This is a genomic window from Dactylosporangium sp. CA-233914, assembly GCF_050942935.1.
Classification (GTDB): Bacteria; Actinomycetota; Actinomycetes; order Mycobacteriales; family Micromonosporaceae; genus Dactylosporangium.
The window spans coordinates 7,930,146-7,945,762 of sequence record NZ_CP192030.1 but is presented as its reverse complement, the minus strand read 5'-3'; the positions used below and the strand labels follow the sequence as shown (position 1 = coordinate 7,945,762).

Below are 15,617 nucleotides of genomic sequence, written 5' to 3'. Positions count from 1 at the left end.
GATCTTCTACCAGAACCGGACCCCCGGTGTGGGTCCCGGTCACGACATCGGAGCAGACCTCCTCGTCTGGTCGCCGACGACGTAGAGGAAGCCGTCGGCCGCGGTAAGCACGATCTCGACGAGCCCGTCGCCGTTCACGTCGGCGACGGCCAGCTCACCGATCTCCGAGCCGATGTCCAGGCTCCACCGCAGCACCAGTCCGTCCTCGGAGTCCCAGCCGAGCACGTCGAGACGGCCCTCGTCGGTGCCGTACACGATGTTGGTCTGTCCGTCGCCGGTGATATCAGCGGTGACCACGCTGGTGCCCGGCCGGCGTCGTACTCGTCCAGCAAGGCGTCGTCCGCGCCGGCCCACAGCCGCACCGCGCCGTCAGCGTGCAGCGTGACGACCTCGATCGCGCCGTCACCGTTGATGTCGGCGTTGCCCGCCATCCGCCCCAGCATGTCGGAGGGCGCTGTGGAGTGGGCCCACATCATGACGCCCCGGGATTCTGCTCGTCGAACTCGATGGCGGTGAACCCGATGTGGCCGCCCGTCATCAGTAGCTCCAGGTCCCGCCGCCGGTCAGGTCGATGAAGGTGGGGTTGTGGTAGAGCCGACTGATACCCGGAGGGTCGTTCGGGTTGCTGTGGCCGAAGATCTGCTCCGGCGCGGACAGGTCGCCGCCGGTGATCTGATAGATGATGTCCATCGCCTGGAAATACACCTCGTCGGCGCCGTCGCCGTCGAGGTCGGCGACCGCCGAATTGCCGACCCAGGGCCCGAATCCGATGTCGGGGTTCAGTGGGCTATCGTCGCGGCTGGACAGGGTAGATCCGTCGGTACCGGAGATGACGCGGCTCACCATGGTGTTGTAGCCACCCTCGAACCCGGCGAGGAAGACGTCGTCGGTCCCTGTTCCCCGCAGGTCGCCGGCCACCCACGCGTACGCACCGTTGCCGGCGCTGACCTCGGGAAGGTCGGACAGCATCGCGTCCCAGATGGGCTGCCCCGAGCCGTCGAGGTAGCGCAGACGCGAGTGTCCGTCGTAGCTGTCGGCGATCGCGATGCCGTAGGTGCCGTCGTGCTGCAGGTCGGCGATCGGCTTCGCGCTCCCAGACTCGCTTGGCGCCGCCGCGCGCGAAGTCGATCGCAGCGGTGGAGCCGTCCGCGAACTCGACGAAGGCCGCCAAGCCACCGTCGGAGAGGTCTTCAGAGGTCAGGACCTCGTTGCTTCCGTCGATCCCGGTGGGACTGACCGACTGGTCCATCTCGGTCAGCGGCACGGGCTGCACACGCCAGCGGGCGTCGTCCGCAGACCACACCTCGACGTAGCCGCCCTGGCGTGCGTTGAACGTCTGCACCCGGATGGTGGAGTACGAAGGCGGGGCTCTCGTCGGGGAGTCCGAGACCAACAGGTCCGGGACGCCGTTTCCGGTCACGTCCTGGACGCCCAACAGTTAGGCGCCGTCGAGCACCGCCGCGGGGTCGGCGAGGCCAGCGACACTGGTCCGTGCCGAAGAACTCCGCCATCCGGGGAAGCACGAGCAGCAGCGCGACGATGACGGTATCGACCATCGCGTTTGCGTAATCAGAATGGAGATCCACCAGTTGATCCCGCCGTTCCAACCGTCATCTTGATATCGGGGGAGGTCTTCCTAGGGGAGGCTGCACGATGAACCACTTTCGACCGAATAGGGCGGGTGAGCTGTACGCAGTTCAGCGGGGGCGCAACGCCGCCGATCCGTCTGCTCATACGTGCGTGCCGGGATACGGAAGTTGGGCTTTTGAAGCGCCAGCCACAGCATCACCAGGCGAGAATCGTTTGGCGTTCTATACGCGTCCCGGTGAAGGAGATGACTCCGAGTCCCACACTGATACGCCGTCCCGAAGGCGGGACCGTTCATGCATCCCGGTGGGGCGACCAGGCGACGCGAATCATTCTTCGACAAGCCGACGAGAGCAATGGCCTTCATCGCGCCGGGCGCGACCTCTACTCGACCGTCACTCATCACGACGCAAGAAGGACCGTGGATCGCATCCCCAGCGGTTTGCGTCACGAAGACATCAACAACTGGCCCGAACCTTCACCAGGAAGACCTTCTCAGCATTTTTCCTGCGTCTTGGCCTGAGTTTTACGCTGTCCGCGGCCAAAGAGATACGTTGTCTCACTAGTGCATGAAATGCGCTAAAGCCGAGGAAGGGAACACCCGCGGTGAACACGTCAGATCACGGATGGGCCGGCCACGTGCCGCCCCCGACGCTAGAGGAATACTCCGAAAAATATGCGGCGTTCTTCAAGATGCACCGGGAGAACGGCATCATCGAGCTTCGGCTCCACACGGACGACGGGCCGTATGTCCACAACTGGGCGGCCCACAACGCGTGGAACAGGGTATGGCAGGACGTGGGCAACGACCCGGAGAACCACGTCCTCATCCTCACCGGCACGGGCGAGACCTGGTTCCAGGGAGACCCGAAGCAAACCTGGCCGAGGGCGCTGGTCGAGGAGGATCCGGACTACATCTTTCAGCAGACGATCGACGCGTGGAAGCTAATTGAGAATTTCGTCAACAACCTCGACATTCCCACGATCGCCGCAGTCAATGGACCCGGTATCCACACGGAGTTCGCGCTCCTGTGCGACATCACCCTGGCCGCCGAGGACGCGGACTTCATGGATCCCCATTTCATGGCAGGCACGGCACCCGGCGATGGTCTGTCGCTGGCCCTGCAACACCTGATGGGAACGAAGAGGGCGGCCTACAACATCTACACGGGTCGCTCGATCCCGGCACCGAAGGCGCTCGAATACGGTCTCATCAGTGATGTCGTCCCGCGGGAAGAGCTGCTGGCGAAGGCATGGGAGATCGCCAAGGACATCATGAAGCGACCGCGGTTCGCGCGGTGGGCGACCCACAACATTCTCTCCCGCCCCTGGCGCAAGCTGGTCGCCGAGGACTTCGGGTTCCACTTCTCCCAGCAGTCGCTCGCAACGGTCGGCGCGAAGCGGCTCGTCCCCGACCCCGAGCTGATTGCGGACGCTCGGGCGCGCAAGGTCTGGTGACGGGTTGACCGAAGGACCGGTGTCGGTCGTCGCGACGAACGGCGGGCATACCTCCTACCGGCTGGACGGCGCCGGCCCTCCGGTCGTGCTCGTCCACGGGCTGCAAGTCGGCCAGGAGTTGTTCGACCGGCTCCGCCGACACCTCAACAGCTCGTTCACTGTGATCACGTACGACCAGCGAGACAGAGGCAAGAGCTTGTTCGCCGCTGGTCCGTACACGATCGACGACCTCGCCGATGACCTCGCAGAGCTCATCACCGCGCTCGGGTACCAGAGCGCGCACGTGTTGGGAACCTCCTACGGCGGAATGGTGGCGCAGTCCTTCGCGCTGCGTCACCCGGATCGTCTGGACCGCCTCGTTCTCGGTGCTACGGGACAATCCCCTCCCGACCCGGATCGCCTTCCGGAAAGCGGATGGGCGCTCCTCGTTGCCTTGGAGGCCGGCGATACTACACGGGCAGAGACGCTTCTCCGGCAGATGGCACCCGCCGTTGATCGTCACGACAGACGCCCCAATGTCGGGGAGGATGGGGGCGCTCAGGGTCGCGCGCTCAGCCGGCGTTTCGCTGCCACGCGGGGTTTCGACACGCGTGGGCGCCTCGGGTCGGTCGCCGCTCGCACACTGGTCGTGCATGGTCGCGAGGATCCAGCAGTCCGTAGCGAGGACGTCCTGGCGATGACTGAGGAGATCCCGCGCGCCAGCATGCTTCTGATTGAGGGCGCTGGCCATGCCTGGGAGAACGAACGCGCGGAGTTCGCGGCCGCTATCCTGGCGGGATTCCTGGCGGATCCCTAATGAAAACGATTGCTGCCTGTCCGAGGCGTTCAGCCATCTCGGGCAGGCAGCATCACCGGTTGTGCGGTCAGCGAACCCGATCGCCGTTGAGCCACACCTGGCGTATGCGCCCGCGTAGATCGCGGAGATCTGTCAGATCGCCGTCGACGACGACGAGGTCTGCCAGCTTGCCCGGCTGGAGTACGCCGAGCTCGTCGTATCCGAGCAGCTGCGCTGCGCTGGAGGTGGTCGCGTGCCACGCGTCGAGCGCGGACATCGAGGACAGGTCGGTCATCAGCGCCAACTCGTTGAGATTGCTGGCGGCGGGGCTCCAGTAGGGCGGGGTGTCGGTTCCCATCGCGATCTTCACCCCTGCGTCGACGGCGAGTGCGAAGCTCGCCTTGTGCGCTTCAAACGCCTCGCGAGCGAGAGCGGCGTTCTCTGCGGGGATCGGAACGCCGCTGTCGGACGCATCGATGATGGCACGCGTCGCCGAGAGCGTCGGAACCAGCCACGCATCCTTCTGCAGCATGAGGTCCACCGCTTCATCGTCGAGATAGTAGCCGTGCTCGATGGAGCGGACACCATTGCGCAAGGCGGCTTTGATTCCTTCCGTTCCTTGCGCGTGAGCGAATACGTACGTTCCCGCTGCGGCGGCCTCTGCGACGATCACTGCGAGCTCGTCGTCTCGGAAGTGCGTGTGCCGCGGATTGTCTCCGGGTGACATGACTCCGCCAGTGGTGGCGATCTTGATCACGTCGGCGCCGGCGCGCAGGACCTCGCGCACGCCGCGTCGGACTCCGTCGGCGCCGTCGACGATCGAGGCCGGGCGTCCTGGATGTTCCATCATCATCGGCACGGAACGTTGGCCGCCGGAGGGGAGATGGAGGTCGCTGTGCCCTCCTGTCTGCGTCAGCATCACGATCGCAAGCTGCAGCCGGGGCCCCTCGATGAGTTTCTGCTCGATCGCCTGCTTGACGCCGAGGTCTGCTCCCGCAGCGTCCCGGGCGGAGGTGATGCCCTGATCCAGCAAGAGTGAGAGGTTTCGCTGGGCTTCGAAGTACTGCAGGGAGAATGCCTGCTGCTCGGTGCGAGCGATGTTCAGATCGCGAACCGTCACATGCACATGGCAGTCGAACAGGCCGGGAACCACAGACATCCCGGCGCAGTCCACGATCTCGTCGCCGTCCAGGTCCGAGCCGATGTCCACGACACGCCCGTCGTGGATGACGAGGTCGGCAGCACCGATGCTGGCGCCGTCGAATACCGTTGCGTTCTTGAATACGGTGCGAGCCGGCATGGGCAGTCTCCTTCTCCTCGGGCGACCCCCGCTGGGTCGCTGCGGCAACTGCGTGACGTGATTGATGTCGAAGTTCGACGGGCGCCGCTCAGCACTCGACGACATTGACGGCGAGACCGCCAAGCGCCGTCTCCTTGTACTTGTCGCTCATGTCCGCGCCGGTCTCTCGCATGGTCGCGATGACCTGGTCCAGGGACACATGGTGGCTGCCGTCACCCCACAGCGCCATCTTCGCTGCATTGATCGCCTTCGCCGCGGCGATCGCATTTCGTTCGATGCACGGCACTTGGACGAGTCCGCCGATCGGGTCACAGGTGAGGCCGAGATTGTGCTCCATCGCGATCTCGGCGGCGTTCTCGACCTGACGCGGCGTACCGCCGAGGATCTCAGCGAGACCTGCCGCGGCCATCGACGACGCCGATCCCACCTCGCCCTGGCAGCCCACTTCGGCGCCGGAGATCGATGCGTTCGCCTTGTAGAGGCTGCCGATCGCCGCCGCGGTGAGCAGGAACCGCTCGATGATGTCGTCTTCCCCGCCGATCTCGACCGAACGGCTCGCCGGTGTGTAGTGCAGCGCGTAGTACAGCACTGCGGGGATGATGCCTGCCGCACCGTTGGTCGGCGCCGTGACGATTCGTCCCCCGCTCGCGTTCTCCTCGTTTACGGCGAGCGCCACGAGGTTCACGCGCTGCTGCCAGTACTCGTCTCGATGGTCGGGGTCTTCAACAGCGAGTCGGGCAGCCCAGTCACCCGCGCGTCGGCGCACGCCCAGTCCTCCCGGGAGTACGCCGACGCGTGCGATCGCCGAATGGACGCATGCCTCCATGACCTGCCACAGCTTGCGCAACCCCTGCCGGATATCCGCATGTGATCGCAGGGTCCGCTCGTTGGCGAGCATCACCTGGCTGATGGTCAGTCCGCTGTCGTCGCAGATGGTGAGCAAGTCGGCTGCGGTTCGGAATGGCAGCGGCGCGGGCGGTGACGTGGCACCGGCGGGTTGGGCGTCGTCACCGTCCCGGACGATGAAGCCGCCGCCGATGGAGTAGTACGCCTCTGCGGCGAGGACCGTCTCGGCGGGACCGAAGGCCGTGAAGGAGATCGCGTTGGTGTGTCGTTGGCGCACGGTCAGCGGCCGAAGCACGAAATCCTCGATGCGGCAGGGGATTCGATGTGAGCCTGCGAGGAGGACCGTGCCGGTCGAGGTGATCGCGGCTAGTCGTTCGTCGGCTTCGGCGGGGGTCACCGCGTCCGGGCGGACTCCCTCGAGGCCGAGAAGGACGGCGGTGAAGGTGCCGTGCCCGCGACCCGTCGCGGCGAGGGATCCGAAGATGTCCACCCGGACGCTCTCCACACGGTCGATGACCTGCTGGTCGGTGAGGTGAGCGGCGAAGGTGGCGGCAGCTTTCATCGGTCCAACAGTGTGCGAGCTCGAAGGGCCGATCCCGACAGTGAAGAGGTCGAACACGCCGACTGTCGCCTCCGAAGTGGTCATGGCGGATCACCGTAGCCGCTGTGCGGCCGGAGGGGGGTCGGCTGCAGATTTTTAGTCGTTCCGAGGGGTCGCGTGCGGGAAAAGCGTCGGAAGGTGAGTGAAAACGCCGGTTGCGTTGCCCTGCTGGTCCAGGTGCCGGCCTTCCTTCTTGAGCGTTTGCAGCACCACGGACCGGTCTGCGATCGTCACGCCGGGCAGCCTCTCCTCGATGGCCACCTCGAGTCGCTGCACGTCGGCCAGCGTCTTCATCCAGACCGAGAGGACGAGGTTGTATGGCCCGACGGTGGAGACGCCAAGCCGGATCTCTTTGAGACGTGCGAGCGCGGATCCGACCCGCTCCACGATCGTGGCGGGGACACGCAGGAAGTACCAGGCGTGCACCGGCCATCCGGAGTGCGCCTTGGCCATGTCGAGTCTGGTGACGAGTCGGCCTCGGCTGGTGAGCGCCGCCATGGTCTCGCGCACCCGCCGTTGGCTCACCTCGAGGGTTCTCGACATCGCAGCAACGGTCGCCCGCCCGTCCTGCCCCAGTATCTGCAGGAGCTCGTGCTCCAACTGCGGGTCAATGCGCAGCCGCTCGCGCCTGTCGTCCGCCACAGCGCGTTCTATCGATGCCACTTCATCGGCCGTGAGGGAACGAAGTCGCCACTGACCGGCATCGGTGAAGGGCGACGACAGCAGATGCGTCTTCGTCGATCGCACACCTTCGAGTCCGCGCATTCGATTCATGATGTACGAGGTGAGGGCATTCAGACTCTCCGCGGTGACCAGCACCAGCATCTCGCGGCCCCCCGCGGTGAGATCGACGGTGAACGCCTCCCGGTCGGCCGCCAACGCCTGGCCGATATCGAGCGTCGCACCCGGGTGCGTCTGCACTTCGAGGATGGCCGACGGTCCCCTCAGCTCCGGGCCGGGTTGTCCCGAGACCCAGGCGAGACCGTCTCGTGAGAGGCGTTCCCAGCGGCGTGCGGCTGTCACCGAATCCACCCCGACGACCGGTGCGATCGCCGCCCATCTCGCGCGTGGGTTGATCTGGAGCGCATGAATCAGTCGTCGATCTACCTCATCAAGTCCGTGAACCTGCGAACCTGCCCCGCCAGTGCTCATGACCCTTCAGGATAGCCCCCTCTTCGGACCCGTCACAGGATGCGCTCGGCCGAGCCATCCGTCGCACGCGCAGACAGGCGCAGACACCATCGACGACCTGCATGAGACGAGCAACGGACTTTGAGCTGCTTCGAAGGAGACGCCATAGCCACCGGCTGCGAAATGCGCCGGGAGGAAGTCGCGCTACACCGTCGAATGCACCGCGAGGTGGTACCGCGGTACTCCTCAGGACGGTACCGCGGAGAGGGTTCGGTCGTGACCACGGGCAGACGTCACACCGCGGAGGGATTCCTAACGTTGATGGGGTGATCATCTCTGAAGAACTCACCAAGCGCTACGGCGAGAAGACTGTCGTCGACGACCTATCGTTCAAAGTTCGGCCTGGCGTCGTGACCGGGTTCCTCGGACCGAACGGAGCCGGTAAGTCCACGACGATGCGGCTGATGGTCGGGCTGGACCGCCCCACCCGTGGCAGCATCACGATCGACGGGCGGCAGTACCGACATCTCCCCGATCCCTTGAGGCATCTCGGAGTGATGCTCGACGCGCGGTCGGCCAATCCTGGTCGAAGCGCACTCAACCATCTGCTCGCCGTCGGCGAGACGCACCGGATCGGTCGAACCCGGGCGCTCGAGGTGCGCGTCCTGACCACCCAGGCGCAAGAGCGACGCGAGGCATCACGTCGTGGAACGCTCGGTTCATCGCCGGACCATCCGGTCAATCAGTGGATCGACTTCAGAAGGCGACCTCATGTACCTCTCCGGTCGCCGTCCCGGCGAGTAGGCGCGGACCGCCGACGTCGGCGACGGCGAGGGTCTCGACGGCTGCGCCGAGCTCCAGCCGCCATGGGCGGCGTTCACCGGTGGCGGCCGCGACGGCGAGAAGCGTGCCGCTTGCGGTTCCGGTCACGAAACTCCAGCCTTCGCCGGGTGCGAGCACGACGGTGACCAGCGGTGCCGGGAAGGCGAGTGCCCCGAGCTCTACACTCCATAGCGGTCGTCCATCGGAACGTGTCAAGGGATTGAGGCCAACGGGAGTTATGCGGCTTGTGGTGCGGGCTCGGTTTGCTGGTCGGGCTGGTTGATCCAGACCTGTTCGGGCAGGTCGAGGATCTTGGGGAGGGATCGGGCTGCGCTGAATCGTTCCGGGTGCGCGGCGCGGGCCCCGGCCAGAGTGTCCAGGCGGCCGGCGCGTACTTGGTGGTGGTGGCCGTGGTGGACGTCGGCGGGGGTGTGCAGGCCGATCCCGGAGTGCCGGTGGGCGTGGTTGTACCAGGTGACGAAGTCGTTCATGAACGTCCGTGCGTGAGTGAGGGACGCGAACCGGTCCGGGAAGACCGGCGCGTACTTGAGCGTCTTGAACCAGGCTTCGCTGTACGGGTTGTCGTTGGAGGTCTTCGGCCGCGAGTGTGAGCGGGTCACGTTCAGGTCTTCGAGCAGGTCGGCGACGGATTTCGAGGTCATCGAGGTGCCCCGGTCGGCGTGCACCACGTGCGGCACGCCGTGGGCGTCGAACACCTCGCGCATCATGCTCTCAGCGAGGGGCCCGGACTCGCGGGCGTGCACCCGGACGCCGACGATGTACCGGGAGTAGATGTCGATCATCACGTAGGCGTCGTAGTAGACCCCCTTGGCCGGGCCTGCCAGCTTCGTGATGTCCCAGGTGTAGACCTGCAGCGGTGCGTCGGCGACCAGCTCGGGGCGCTGACGGGCCGGGTGCCGGGCCTGCCGGCGCCGTTCCCGGACCTGCTCATGCTCGCGCAGCAGCCGATACATGGTGGCGATCGAGCCGACGTACACGCCCTGGTCCAGCAGCGCTGCATAGATCTGCGCCGGGGCGGCGTCGACGAACTCGGGGCTGTTGAGCAGACGCAGGACCTGCTCGCGTTCGGTGCCGGTGAGCGCGTTCGCCGGCACCCGCCGCGCCGGGCGTGCCGGCGTCGGCCGGCGCCGGTCCCGCTCGGCGCTGGCCCGGGCGATCCCGGTCAGCCGCTTCGCGTCCCGCGTCGTGATTTTTGCGCCGGTCAGCTCGTGGTAGGCGGCCATCAGCGCCTGCCGAGCCCGAACACGTCCGGATCGTCCGGCTCGCTCCCGGAGATGTCCTCCAAGAGCTCTCGCGCTTTTCCCATGATCGTCAACGCCGTCTCGGTCCGCGCCAGCTTCGCCTGCGCCTGTTGCAGCTCACGGCGTAACCGGGCGATCTCGGCCTGCTCGGCGCTGGGCCGCCCGACCGTCTCCCCGGCCGGCTTGCCCTGCAACAGCCCGGCGTCACGAGCCCGACGCCACTCCGACATCAACGACGAGTACAAGCCCTCCCGCCGCAGGAACGCCCCGCCCTCACCGGCCGCGACGGCCCGCTCATACGCGGCCAGCAGTTCCAGTTTCTGCCCCGGCGTGAACGACCGGCGTGCCCGCGGACCGCCCGAACGCGGACCCTTCTTGCGACTCATGACCCCATCCTGGGCCGTCACGACGTCAACAGCAGTATTCAACGACTCTCGATCCTGAACTCGCCCCGTCCGGCGGACTTGCAATGAACCGCTGGCCTCAACTCACCCTGACAGACAGGGAGGCGGCGCCGTGACGTTCCGTGGCGAGCGGATCGCGGCATGACCGGAGACGTGATCAAGCAGTCAAGAGGGCAGTACGCGTTATCCGGTTGGCGGTCGAGGACAAGAGCCCGAAACTGATGACCATGCTGGACTGGTTCTGTCCGGGCTGCGACGTACGTTGCTCGACGAGCCTCGCAGACCGTGTCGACACGTTGTGCGGTCTCTGCGCCGCTGCCGCGGCCTGGAAGCAGCTGCCGGCCGACGCACAGGAGATGATCGACGGCGCCATCTGCCGCGGCAACATACCGGGCCTCCTGGCGATGCGGGCAGCCGATCCGTCCATCAAGCTTCCCCACGCGATGGACGTACTCGAGTTCCGGTACCGCGCCGGTGTTCGTCGCGACGCCTCGTGCTGACTGCTTTCGTCGAGCCCACGATCGTCGACACGAGCGGGAAGCCGTCGGCCCTGCGCCCGCAGCGCGTTCGGCAACGAGCGCCTCGCGGAGATGCGCGCACTTTGGCGTCGTTCGCGGGGCTGTCTTGGGCACTGTGATACGGGTATTTTCGCGGATCATGAGCACCGATGGTGATGCTGTGCTCGCCCGGCTGCTGCACAGCCTGGTGAGGGATCTGCTTGGTTGGCTGTGTGAATATCCAGACGATCGGGTCGACCCGAATGCGGTGGTCTCGATCCGGCGGAGCATCGACTGGGTGATCGAGCGGCTTCCAGCCGAGCAGCGCCGCCGGCTCGCAACAGGTGACCCGGACCCGGCGTCGTTGGAGACCGTCACCGGGCTCCTCGTCGACCTCGTGTGGTGGCTTGACACCTGCGATGACGACGACGTCGATCCGGATGTGGCGGTCAAGCTCCTGGAGAGCGGTCTCACGGATGTTGATGCGCTGTCGGACGGGCAACGCCAGCGGCTGCTGGAGGTGCTCGACCAGTTGGCCGCATCGGAACAGCACGACGGCCGGCGATACCAGTTGCGTTGCTTTCCGTTCGAGATGGGACTTGTCGATGACGAACCCGACGACGAGGAGCCGCCGGTCCGCGAGTGGGTCCGGCCCGAAGCCCGGGCCGCAGGGTCGGCTCCGGCTGGATGAGATGGACAAGGCCGCACACCGAGAGACGGATGTCGCCGCCGCCTATGGCTCGACCAGGCACATTCGAGGCATCCGCACATCGGCTATGAGCGCGCACCTGATCAAGGTCGTCAGTCGCCACCGGCGGCGATTGCATCGCGCTGTTCCGGATGCACTGCGTACCGGTAGTACTGGTATAGCGAATGCTTCGGACCCTGCTCGAAGCGCTTCGCCACCTTGGTGTGCGGCCACCCCATGACACCGTCGCCGGTTTCGACGACCGCCTCGCGCAGGTCGGCGTCGTAGCCCCACCGACCTCTGGTCGCCCGGACTATGAGCTCACCCAAGTACGCGCCCATCGACATGATCATCGAGTGTTTGACCTTGGCCGACGGTCGGCTACGAAGGAACTCTTCGCAGAGCCGGTCGAGGTTGGCGGCGTCCTGCTCGCCCCAGCCGATGCTGATGCCGGTCTCCGCTGCGGTACCTCGAACGAAGGCCTCGGCCAGGGCGGTCATGACCTGCGTGGTCTCCCGCGCCTTCCGAGTCGTGAAGTCTGCGTTCATCCTCGATTCCTCCCCCGTCGGAACACCGAGCGCGGACGCCGCCGACGCTGGGAGTTCAAACGCAACATCACGTCCGCACGGCCACCGACGCGCATGCGATGGTAGTCAATCAACCAAGAGCGTGGCGGCGCACTGCCTTCGGCAGATGTGCGCACCGCCGAGGTCCAAGCGTCCTGCATCAACGTGCACGCAGAGTGACCGGGCGCGTGTGATGTCGCGGCTCAGCGACGGACTCGTCGACTGTCGGTTGGAGAACCGACGTCGACCGGCCGTTTTGCTCGGCTGTCGCGGAGCGCGCCATGGGCGGCTGCCAGCTGTTCTCGTAGCTCGGCGATCTGCCGGGTGAGTTCTTGGTTGCGGTGGTGCGCCGCCTCAAGCCGGCGGACCAGGCTGGCCTCGGTGGTGCGCTGGTGGGTGGGGACGGCGACGTTGGTGGAGCGGTTGTTGATGTCGCGTAGACGTTCGACTGCCGCCCGAACGTCGGGCTGGCTGTAGAGCCATGCCCGGCTGACGTTCGCTGCTGCGGCGACTTTGGCGTAGGTGACGGGTTCGCCGGTGGCTTCGAACTGGCGTAGTGCTGTGCGGGCGCGAGCGAGCGTCTGTTCGTGCCGCTGGCGGGCGGCCGCGATGAGTCGGTCTGCTGGGTCAGCTGACATCGCGGTGCGCTCCGCTCGTAGCGATTGCCTGTTTGATCTGGGCGATGCGTGCGTCGAGTTGATCGAGTACGAGTCGGTTCTGGCCGGCCAGCTTGGTCTGCCCGCGGGCTTCGAGTTGAGCGATGAGGGTCAGGGTGCGGTGGCGGTGCGCTTCGTGTGCAGGCAGGTCTTCGCTGGTGGTGATGCACACCGGGCAGGTCAGGCACTTGTTGGAGTGGTCGCAGGTCTGCTGGCGCGGAAGTCCGCAGTGCCCGTTCGGTCAGCTCCAGGTGAAGGACGCCACGGACATGCGCGCCGCGGCGGCGCTACTCTTCACCAAGATGAGCGAGAAGAGCCACAAGGGCTAGCTGGTTGCGACCAGGGCGACCCGATTTACCGTGCCGGCGGCGGCGGTCGCAAGACTCGAGAGCAGCGGGACCTCCCAGCTGTCGGCGACGGCGCTTGCCAAGCAGTTCCACGACGCGGTCCGCGCGAGCGGCACCACAGTCGCGACTCCCGGCACGGTCGATATCAAGGACGTCAAGGCCAAGGTGAACGCGGCGGTACGTGACGCTCCATCCCCCGCCCCCGCACCGCCGGTAATGCCCCCGAGCGGGCGGGGACGTTCCCGGCGTCCGCTGCTGCCCCCGGTCGGGCCGCGTCTGCGGCCGAACGGCACGGAGTACCTTCCCCGGCTCCTGGGCGGCCATGAGGATGTCGGTCTGCTGCGGGCCGCCCGCACCCGGTATGAGCACGTCGTCCTGACCGGCCCGCCGGGCACCGGGAAGACCGCGCTGATCGAGGCCGCGTTCCCGGACGCTGCTCGCCCAGGCCCTCCTAATCGTGACCGCCCCCTGATCAACTACCAACTGAGCGAACTGTGGCCTTCCGCCGCTAACGACCGAGCAGGTCGACTGCCTCATTGAGTGCCCTGCCCGCACCGGCATTGTCCCCGATCACGAGGAGCGCCATGGCCTGGTCGGTCAGCGCCTGGACCAGTCGGCCGGGGTGCGCGGCCGGGTCGGCGGCCCGGAGCCGGCGTTCGAGGACGACAGCCCGGTCCAGCGTCGGCATCACGTCCTCGTGAAACCGGTCGGGCTCGTCGAACAGCACCGACACGCGTATGGCGCGGCGGCGCAGCAGGTCCCCGAGTGCTACCGAGTCGCCGGCCTGTGCGGCCAGCGCCTGGTCGATGGCGTCGAGGCCGGCGCGGTAGGACTCCCGGACGCTGAAGGACCAGTGATACATGCTCTGGCCGAGCACCGGTTGCAGCAGGCCGCCCGGCGCGGCCGGTTCGGCCCGAGCGCCGGAGCGCGCGAAATGGGCGGCCTGAATGGCCATGTATACGCCGGACGGCGAGCCCACCGCCGGCAGCCCGGCACAGATCGCGGCGGCTTCGCGCAGGAGCTCTCCGGCCTCCCGTGGGTGAGCGGCGGCGGTGAACCAAAGCGCGAAGCCGGCCATCCGGATCGCTAGGGTGGGCCGGATCACCGGCTGCTCTGCGGCCATCTGGCGCATCCGTGCGAGGGCCTCCCGGTCGGCCTCCAGGCTCGCCTCGCTCCGTCCGGCCCGGTCGAGATAGACCGCTAGGCCCAGCAGCGCCCACAGCGCGCCGCTGTCCCCCGCCCCGCGGTCCCGATAGAGCTCGACGACCTCCGTCTGGACGGTCACCGCCTCCGCGAACCGGCCGGCCTCGGCCAGCCCGCGCGCCAGGTCCAGCAGCGCCTTCTTGTCGACGTCCGCCGGCCGGGGCGCCGCCCGCCGGGCCAGCGCCACCGCCTCCTGCCGCGCGGCCAGCGCCAACTCGTCGGCGTGCGCGCGCGAGTACTGCAGGGCCAGCCTCGAGATCACCCGGAACGCGCCGTCGACGTGCTCGTCACCCCCGTCGGCGAGCAGGCTCCGCATGACGTCCGCGGCCTCCTCGAGATATGGGAGTCCGCGCTCGGGCCGGTCCAGTCCGGCCCGCCAGGCGTACGCCATCAGGCCGGCGGCCAGCGCCGGCCGGGCACTGTCCGGCCGCCGCTGCGCCTCCAGCCACAGCTCGCCCAGCATCTCGGTGGTGACCCGCTGAATACGCACGCGGCAATACTCCCTACCAGCCGAACGGACCCTGGTCCATCAGGTCTCCGTTTTCATCGTAGAAGTGGACCCGCGGGCGTACCGATGCGGGCGCGTCGCGGATCATCCCGAGTTCCCAGGCCGTTTGTTGCGTCGTCGGTACCTCCGGCAGCGGCGGCTTCATGGCGTACTCCACCGGCCCGGGAACGCCTTTGGCCGGGTCTGGGATGCCCTTCAGGCTGAAGTAGATGACCACCTTGCTGTCCGGCTGGAGGGCCTGCTTGATGCACGTGTAAAAGTCGGCCGCCTCCCGCTGCTGCTCCTCCGCCCACTGCAGATACGACTTCGCGTTGTGGTCGTCCGCGAATTTCTCGATGTCGTACTGGCCCCAGGTGCTTGGTCGCCGGTGTGACCGAGCGCGATGAACGCCGGGCAATTGAGGGGCTTCTCGGCACGCGCCAACAACGGGGTGCCGAGACCGGCCTGGCTGACCGGTTTCCAGCGGGTGTCGGCCGTCTGGGTGAGCGTTGCGCCGGCGAATCCGGTGGCCTTGCTGAGGCAGTCGCTGAGCGCCAGCATCCGCTGTCTGACCTCGTTGGCCTTGCGCAGGTCCTGTTCGGCTATTCGGGCCGCCCGGACCGCCTGGACCAGGACCTTCACCGCGGTGAAGGCGGCCCCGACGAGCTTGGCCAGGCCGAAGAACGCCAGCGACCAGAGCGCGGTCTCGCCGAGGTGCAGCAGGGTGTCGGCCAGCGACTGGTCGCCGTTGATGAACTTGTAGATGTCCAGCCCGACGCCGCCCATGGTCAGCGGGGTGCCGAGCACGGACCCGCAGACGACGGTGACGACGCAGAGCGCGGTCAGGCCGATGGCGGCCGGCAGCATGATCGCCGTGATCGTCTTGATGAGGTCGGTGAGCAGGATCAGACCCTGGTTGCCGAGGAACTCCGGGTCGAGCACGGACCGCAGGCAGTTCTTGTGCTCGTCGCTGCCGTCGGCGTAGAC

At 67.0% G+C, this 15,617-nt stretch carries 18 protein-coding genes and 1 pseudogene; 6 read left to right on the top strand and 13 right to left on the bottom strand.

All coding sequences use genetic code 11. The annotated features are described in order from the left end of the window. Positions 1 to 39: 39 nt before the first annotated feature. On the bottom strand, positions 40 to 297 hold the full coding sequence (locus ACQPY0_RS35365) for a hypothetical protein (RefSeq protein WP_432970596.1): 258 nt from the start codon (positions 295 to 297) through the stop codon (positions 40 to 42). A 240-nt stretch (positions 298 to 537) separates the two neighbouring features. Next, positions 538 to 1,176: a hypothetical protein gene (locus tag ACQPY0_RS35360; protein ID WP_432970593.1), complete on the bottom strand. Its 639-nt coding sequence runs from the start codon at positions 1,174 to 1,176 to the stop codon at positions 538 to 540. 1,017 nt (positions 1,177 to 2,193) lie between these two features. Between ACQPY0_RS35360 and ACQPY0_RS35355 the strand changes: the two genes are divergently transcribed. Together ACQPY0_RS35355 and ACQPY0_RS35350 are read left to right on the top strand one after the other, a co-directional pair. After that, positions 2,194 to 3,045: an enoyl-CoA hydratase/isomerase family protein gene (locus ACQPY0_RS35355; protein ID WP_432970590.1), complete on the top strand. Its 852-nt coding sequence runs from the start codon at positions 2,194 to 2,196 to the stop codon at positions 3,043 to 3,045. A gap of 19 nt (positions 3,046 to 3,064) precedes the next feature. Then, positions 3,065 to 3,841 carry an alpha/beta fold hydrolase gene (locus ACQPY0_RS35350; protein WP_432970587.1) on the top strand — a complete coding sequence of 259 codons (777 nt, stop codon included), beginning with the start codon at positions 3,065 to 3,067 and terminating at the stop codon, positions 3,839 to 3,841. Positions 3,842 to 3,908: 67 nt separating this feature from the next. Here ACQPY0_RS35350 and ACQPY0_RS35345 read toward each other — a convergent pair whose 3' ends face one another. From ACQPY0_RS35345 to ACQPY0_RS35335, 3 genes are all read right to left on the bottom strand, one after another. Next, positions 3,909 to 5,120 (bottom strand): amidohydrolase family protein, encoded by a 1,212-nt coding sequence (locus ACQPY0_RS35345; RefSeq protein WP_432970584.1) that lies wholly within the window; start codon positions 5,118 to 5,120, stop codon positions 3,909 to 3,911. 88 nt (positions 5,121 to 5,208) lie between these two features. Continuing rightward, on the bottom strand, positions 5,209 to 6,612 hold the full coding sequence (locus tag ACQPY0_RS35340; RefSeq protein WP_432970581.1) for an L-serine ammonia-lyase: 1,404 nt from the start codon (positions 6,610 to 6,612) through the stop codon (positions 5,209 to 5,211). Positions 6,613 to 6,663: 51 nt separating this feature from the next. Next, positions 6,664 to 7,719 (bottom strand): Lrp/AsnC family transcriptional regulator, encoded by a 1,056-nt coding sequence (locus ACQPY0_RS35335; RefSeq protein ID WP_432970578.1) that lies wholly within the window; start codon positions 7,717 to 7,719, stop codon positions 6,664 to 6,666. A gap of 101 nt (positions 7,720 to 7,820) precedes the next feature. On the opposite strand from ACQPY0_RS35335, the pseudogene ACQPY0_RS35330 reads away from it, so the two are divergent. Then, positions 7,821 to 8,288, top strand: a pseudogene (locus ACQPY0_RS35330) (ATP-binding cassette domain-containing protein); the annotation flags it as partial. Positions 8,289 to 8,454: 166 nt separating this feature from the next. Here ACQPY0_RS35330 and ACQPY0_RS35325 read toward each other — a convergent pair. Together ACQPY0_RS35325 and ACQPY0_RS35320 are read right to left on the bottom strand one after the other, a co-directional pair. Next, positions 8,455 to 8,628: a hypothetical protein gene (locus tag ACQPY0_RS35325; protein WP_432995915.1), complete on the bottom strand. Its 174-nt coding sequence runs from the start codon at positions 8,626 to 8,628 to the stop codon at positions 8,455 to 8,457. Positions 8,629 to 8,756: 128 nt separating this feature from the next. Continuing rightward, positions 8,757 to 10,168, bottom strand: a protein-coding gene (locus tag ACQPY0_RS35320; protein WP_432970575.1) for an IS3 family transposase whose coding sequence is annotated in 2 segments (ribosomal slippage) — positions 8,757 to 9,835 and positions 9,835 to 10,168 — 1,413 coding nt in all. Because the reading frame shifts where the segments join, the coding sequence is not laid out codon by codon here. Between the two features lie 209 nt (positions 10,169 to 10,377). On the opposite strand from ACQPY0_RS35320, the gene ACQPY0_RS35315 reads away from it, so the two are divergent. Together ACQPY0_RS35315 and ACQPY0_RS35310 are read left to right on the top strand one after the other, a co-directional pair. Continuing rightward, positions 10,378 to 10,686: a hypothetical protein gene (locus ACQPY0_RS35315; protein ID WP_432970572.1), complete on the top strand. Its 309-nt coding sequence runs from the start codon at positions 10,378 to 10,380 to the stop codon at positions 10,684 to 10,686. A gap of 157 nt (positions 10,687 to 10,843) precedes the next feature. Next, on the top strand, positions 10,844 to 11,374 hold the full coding sequence (locus ACQPY0_RS35310; RefSeq protein ID WP_432970569.1) for a hypothetical protein: 531 nt from the start codon (positions 10,844 to 10,846) through the stop codon (positions 11,372 to 11,374). A 110-nt stretch (positions 11,375 to 11,484) separates the two neighbouring features. On the opposite strand, the gene ACQPY0_RS35305 is transcribed toward ACQPY0_RS35310, so the two are convergent. The 3 genes from ACQPY0_RS35305 to ACQPY0_RS35295 all read right to left on the bottom strand — a co-directional run bounded on the left by ACQPY0_RS35305 (position 11,485) and on the right by ACQPY0_RS35295 (position 12,765). After that, on the bottom strand, positions 11,485 to 11,871 hold the full coding sequence (locus ACQPY0_RS35305) for a hypothetical protein (protein WP_432970566.1): 387 nt from the start codon (positions 11,869 to 11,871) through the stop codon (positions 11,485 to 11,487). A gap of 269 nt (positions 11,872 to 12,140) precedes the next feature. Continuing rightward, entirely contained in the window at positions 12,141 to 12,575 is a 435-nt protein-coding gene (locus ACQPY0_RS35300) for a DUF6262 family protein (RefSeq protein ID WP_432970563.1), read from the bottom strand. Continuing rightward, positions 12,565 to 12,765, bottom strand: a complete 201-nt coding sequence (locus ACQPY0_RS35295; RefSeq protein ID WP_432970560.1) for a hypothetical protein — start codon at positions 12,763 to 12,765, stop codon at positions 12,565 to 12,567. Before ACQPY0_RS35295 ends, ACQPY0_RS35300 begins: the two co-directional genes overlap by 11 nt. 16 nt (positions 12,766 to 12,781) lie before the next feature. On the opposite strand from ACQPY0_RS35295, the gene ACQPY0_RS35290 reads away from it, so the two are divergent. After that, positions 12,782 to 12,922, top strand: coding sequence for a hypothetical protein (locus ACQPY0_RS35290; protein WP_432970557.1), 141 nt, complete (start codon positions 12,782 to 12,784; stop codon positions 12,920 to 12,922). Positions 12,923 to 13,448: 526 nt separating this feature from the next. On the opposite strand, the gene ACQPY0_RS35285 is transcribed toward ACQPY0_RS35290, so the two are convergent. The 3 genes from ACQPY0_RS35285 to ACQPY0_RS35275 are packed head-to-tail and all read right to left on the bottom strand — an operon-like array spanning position 13,449 to position 15,572. Further along, the gene (locus ACQPY0_RS35285) at positions 13,449 to 14,633 is read right to left on the bottom strand and encodes a tetratricopeptide repeat protein (protein ID WP_432970554.1); all 1,185 of its coding nucleotides are present in this window, start codon (positions 14,631 to 14,633) and stop codon (positions 13,449 to 13,451) included. Between the two features lie 13 nt (positions 14,634 to 14,646). Next, positions 14,647 to 14,868, bottom strand: a complete 222-nt coding sequence (locus ACQPY0_RS35280) for a hypothetical protein (RefSeq protein ID WP_432970551.1) — start codon at positions 14,866 to 14,868, stop codon at positions 14,647 to 14,649. Beyond that, positions 14,847 to 15,572, bottom strand: coding sequence for a hypothetical protein (locus tag ACQPY0_RS35275; protein ID WP_432970548.1), 726 nt, complete (start codon positions 15,570 to 15,572; stop codon positions 14,847 to 14,849). Before ACQPY0_RS35275 ends, ACQPY0_RS35280 begins: the two co-directional genes overlap by 22 nt. Between the last annotated feature and the right edge of the window lie 45 nt (positions 15,573 to 15,617).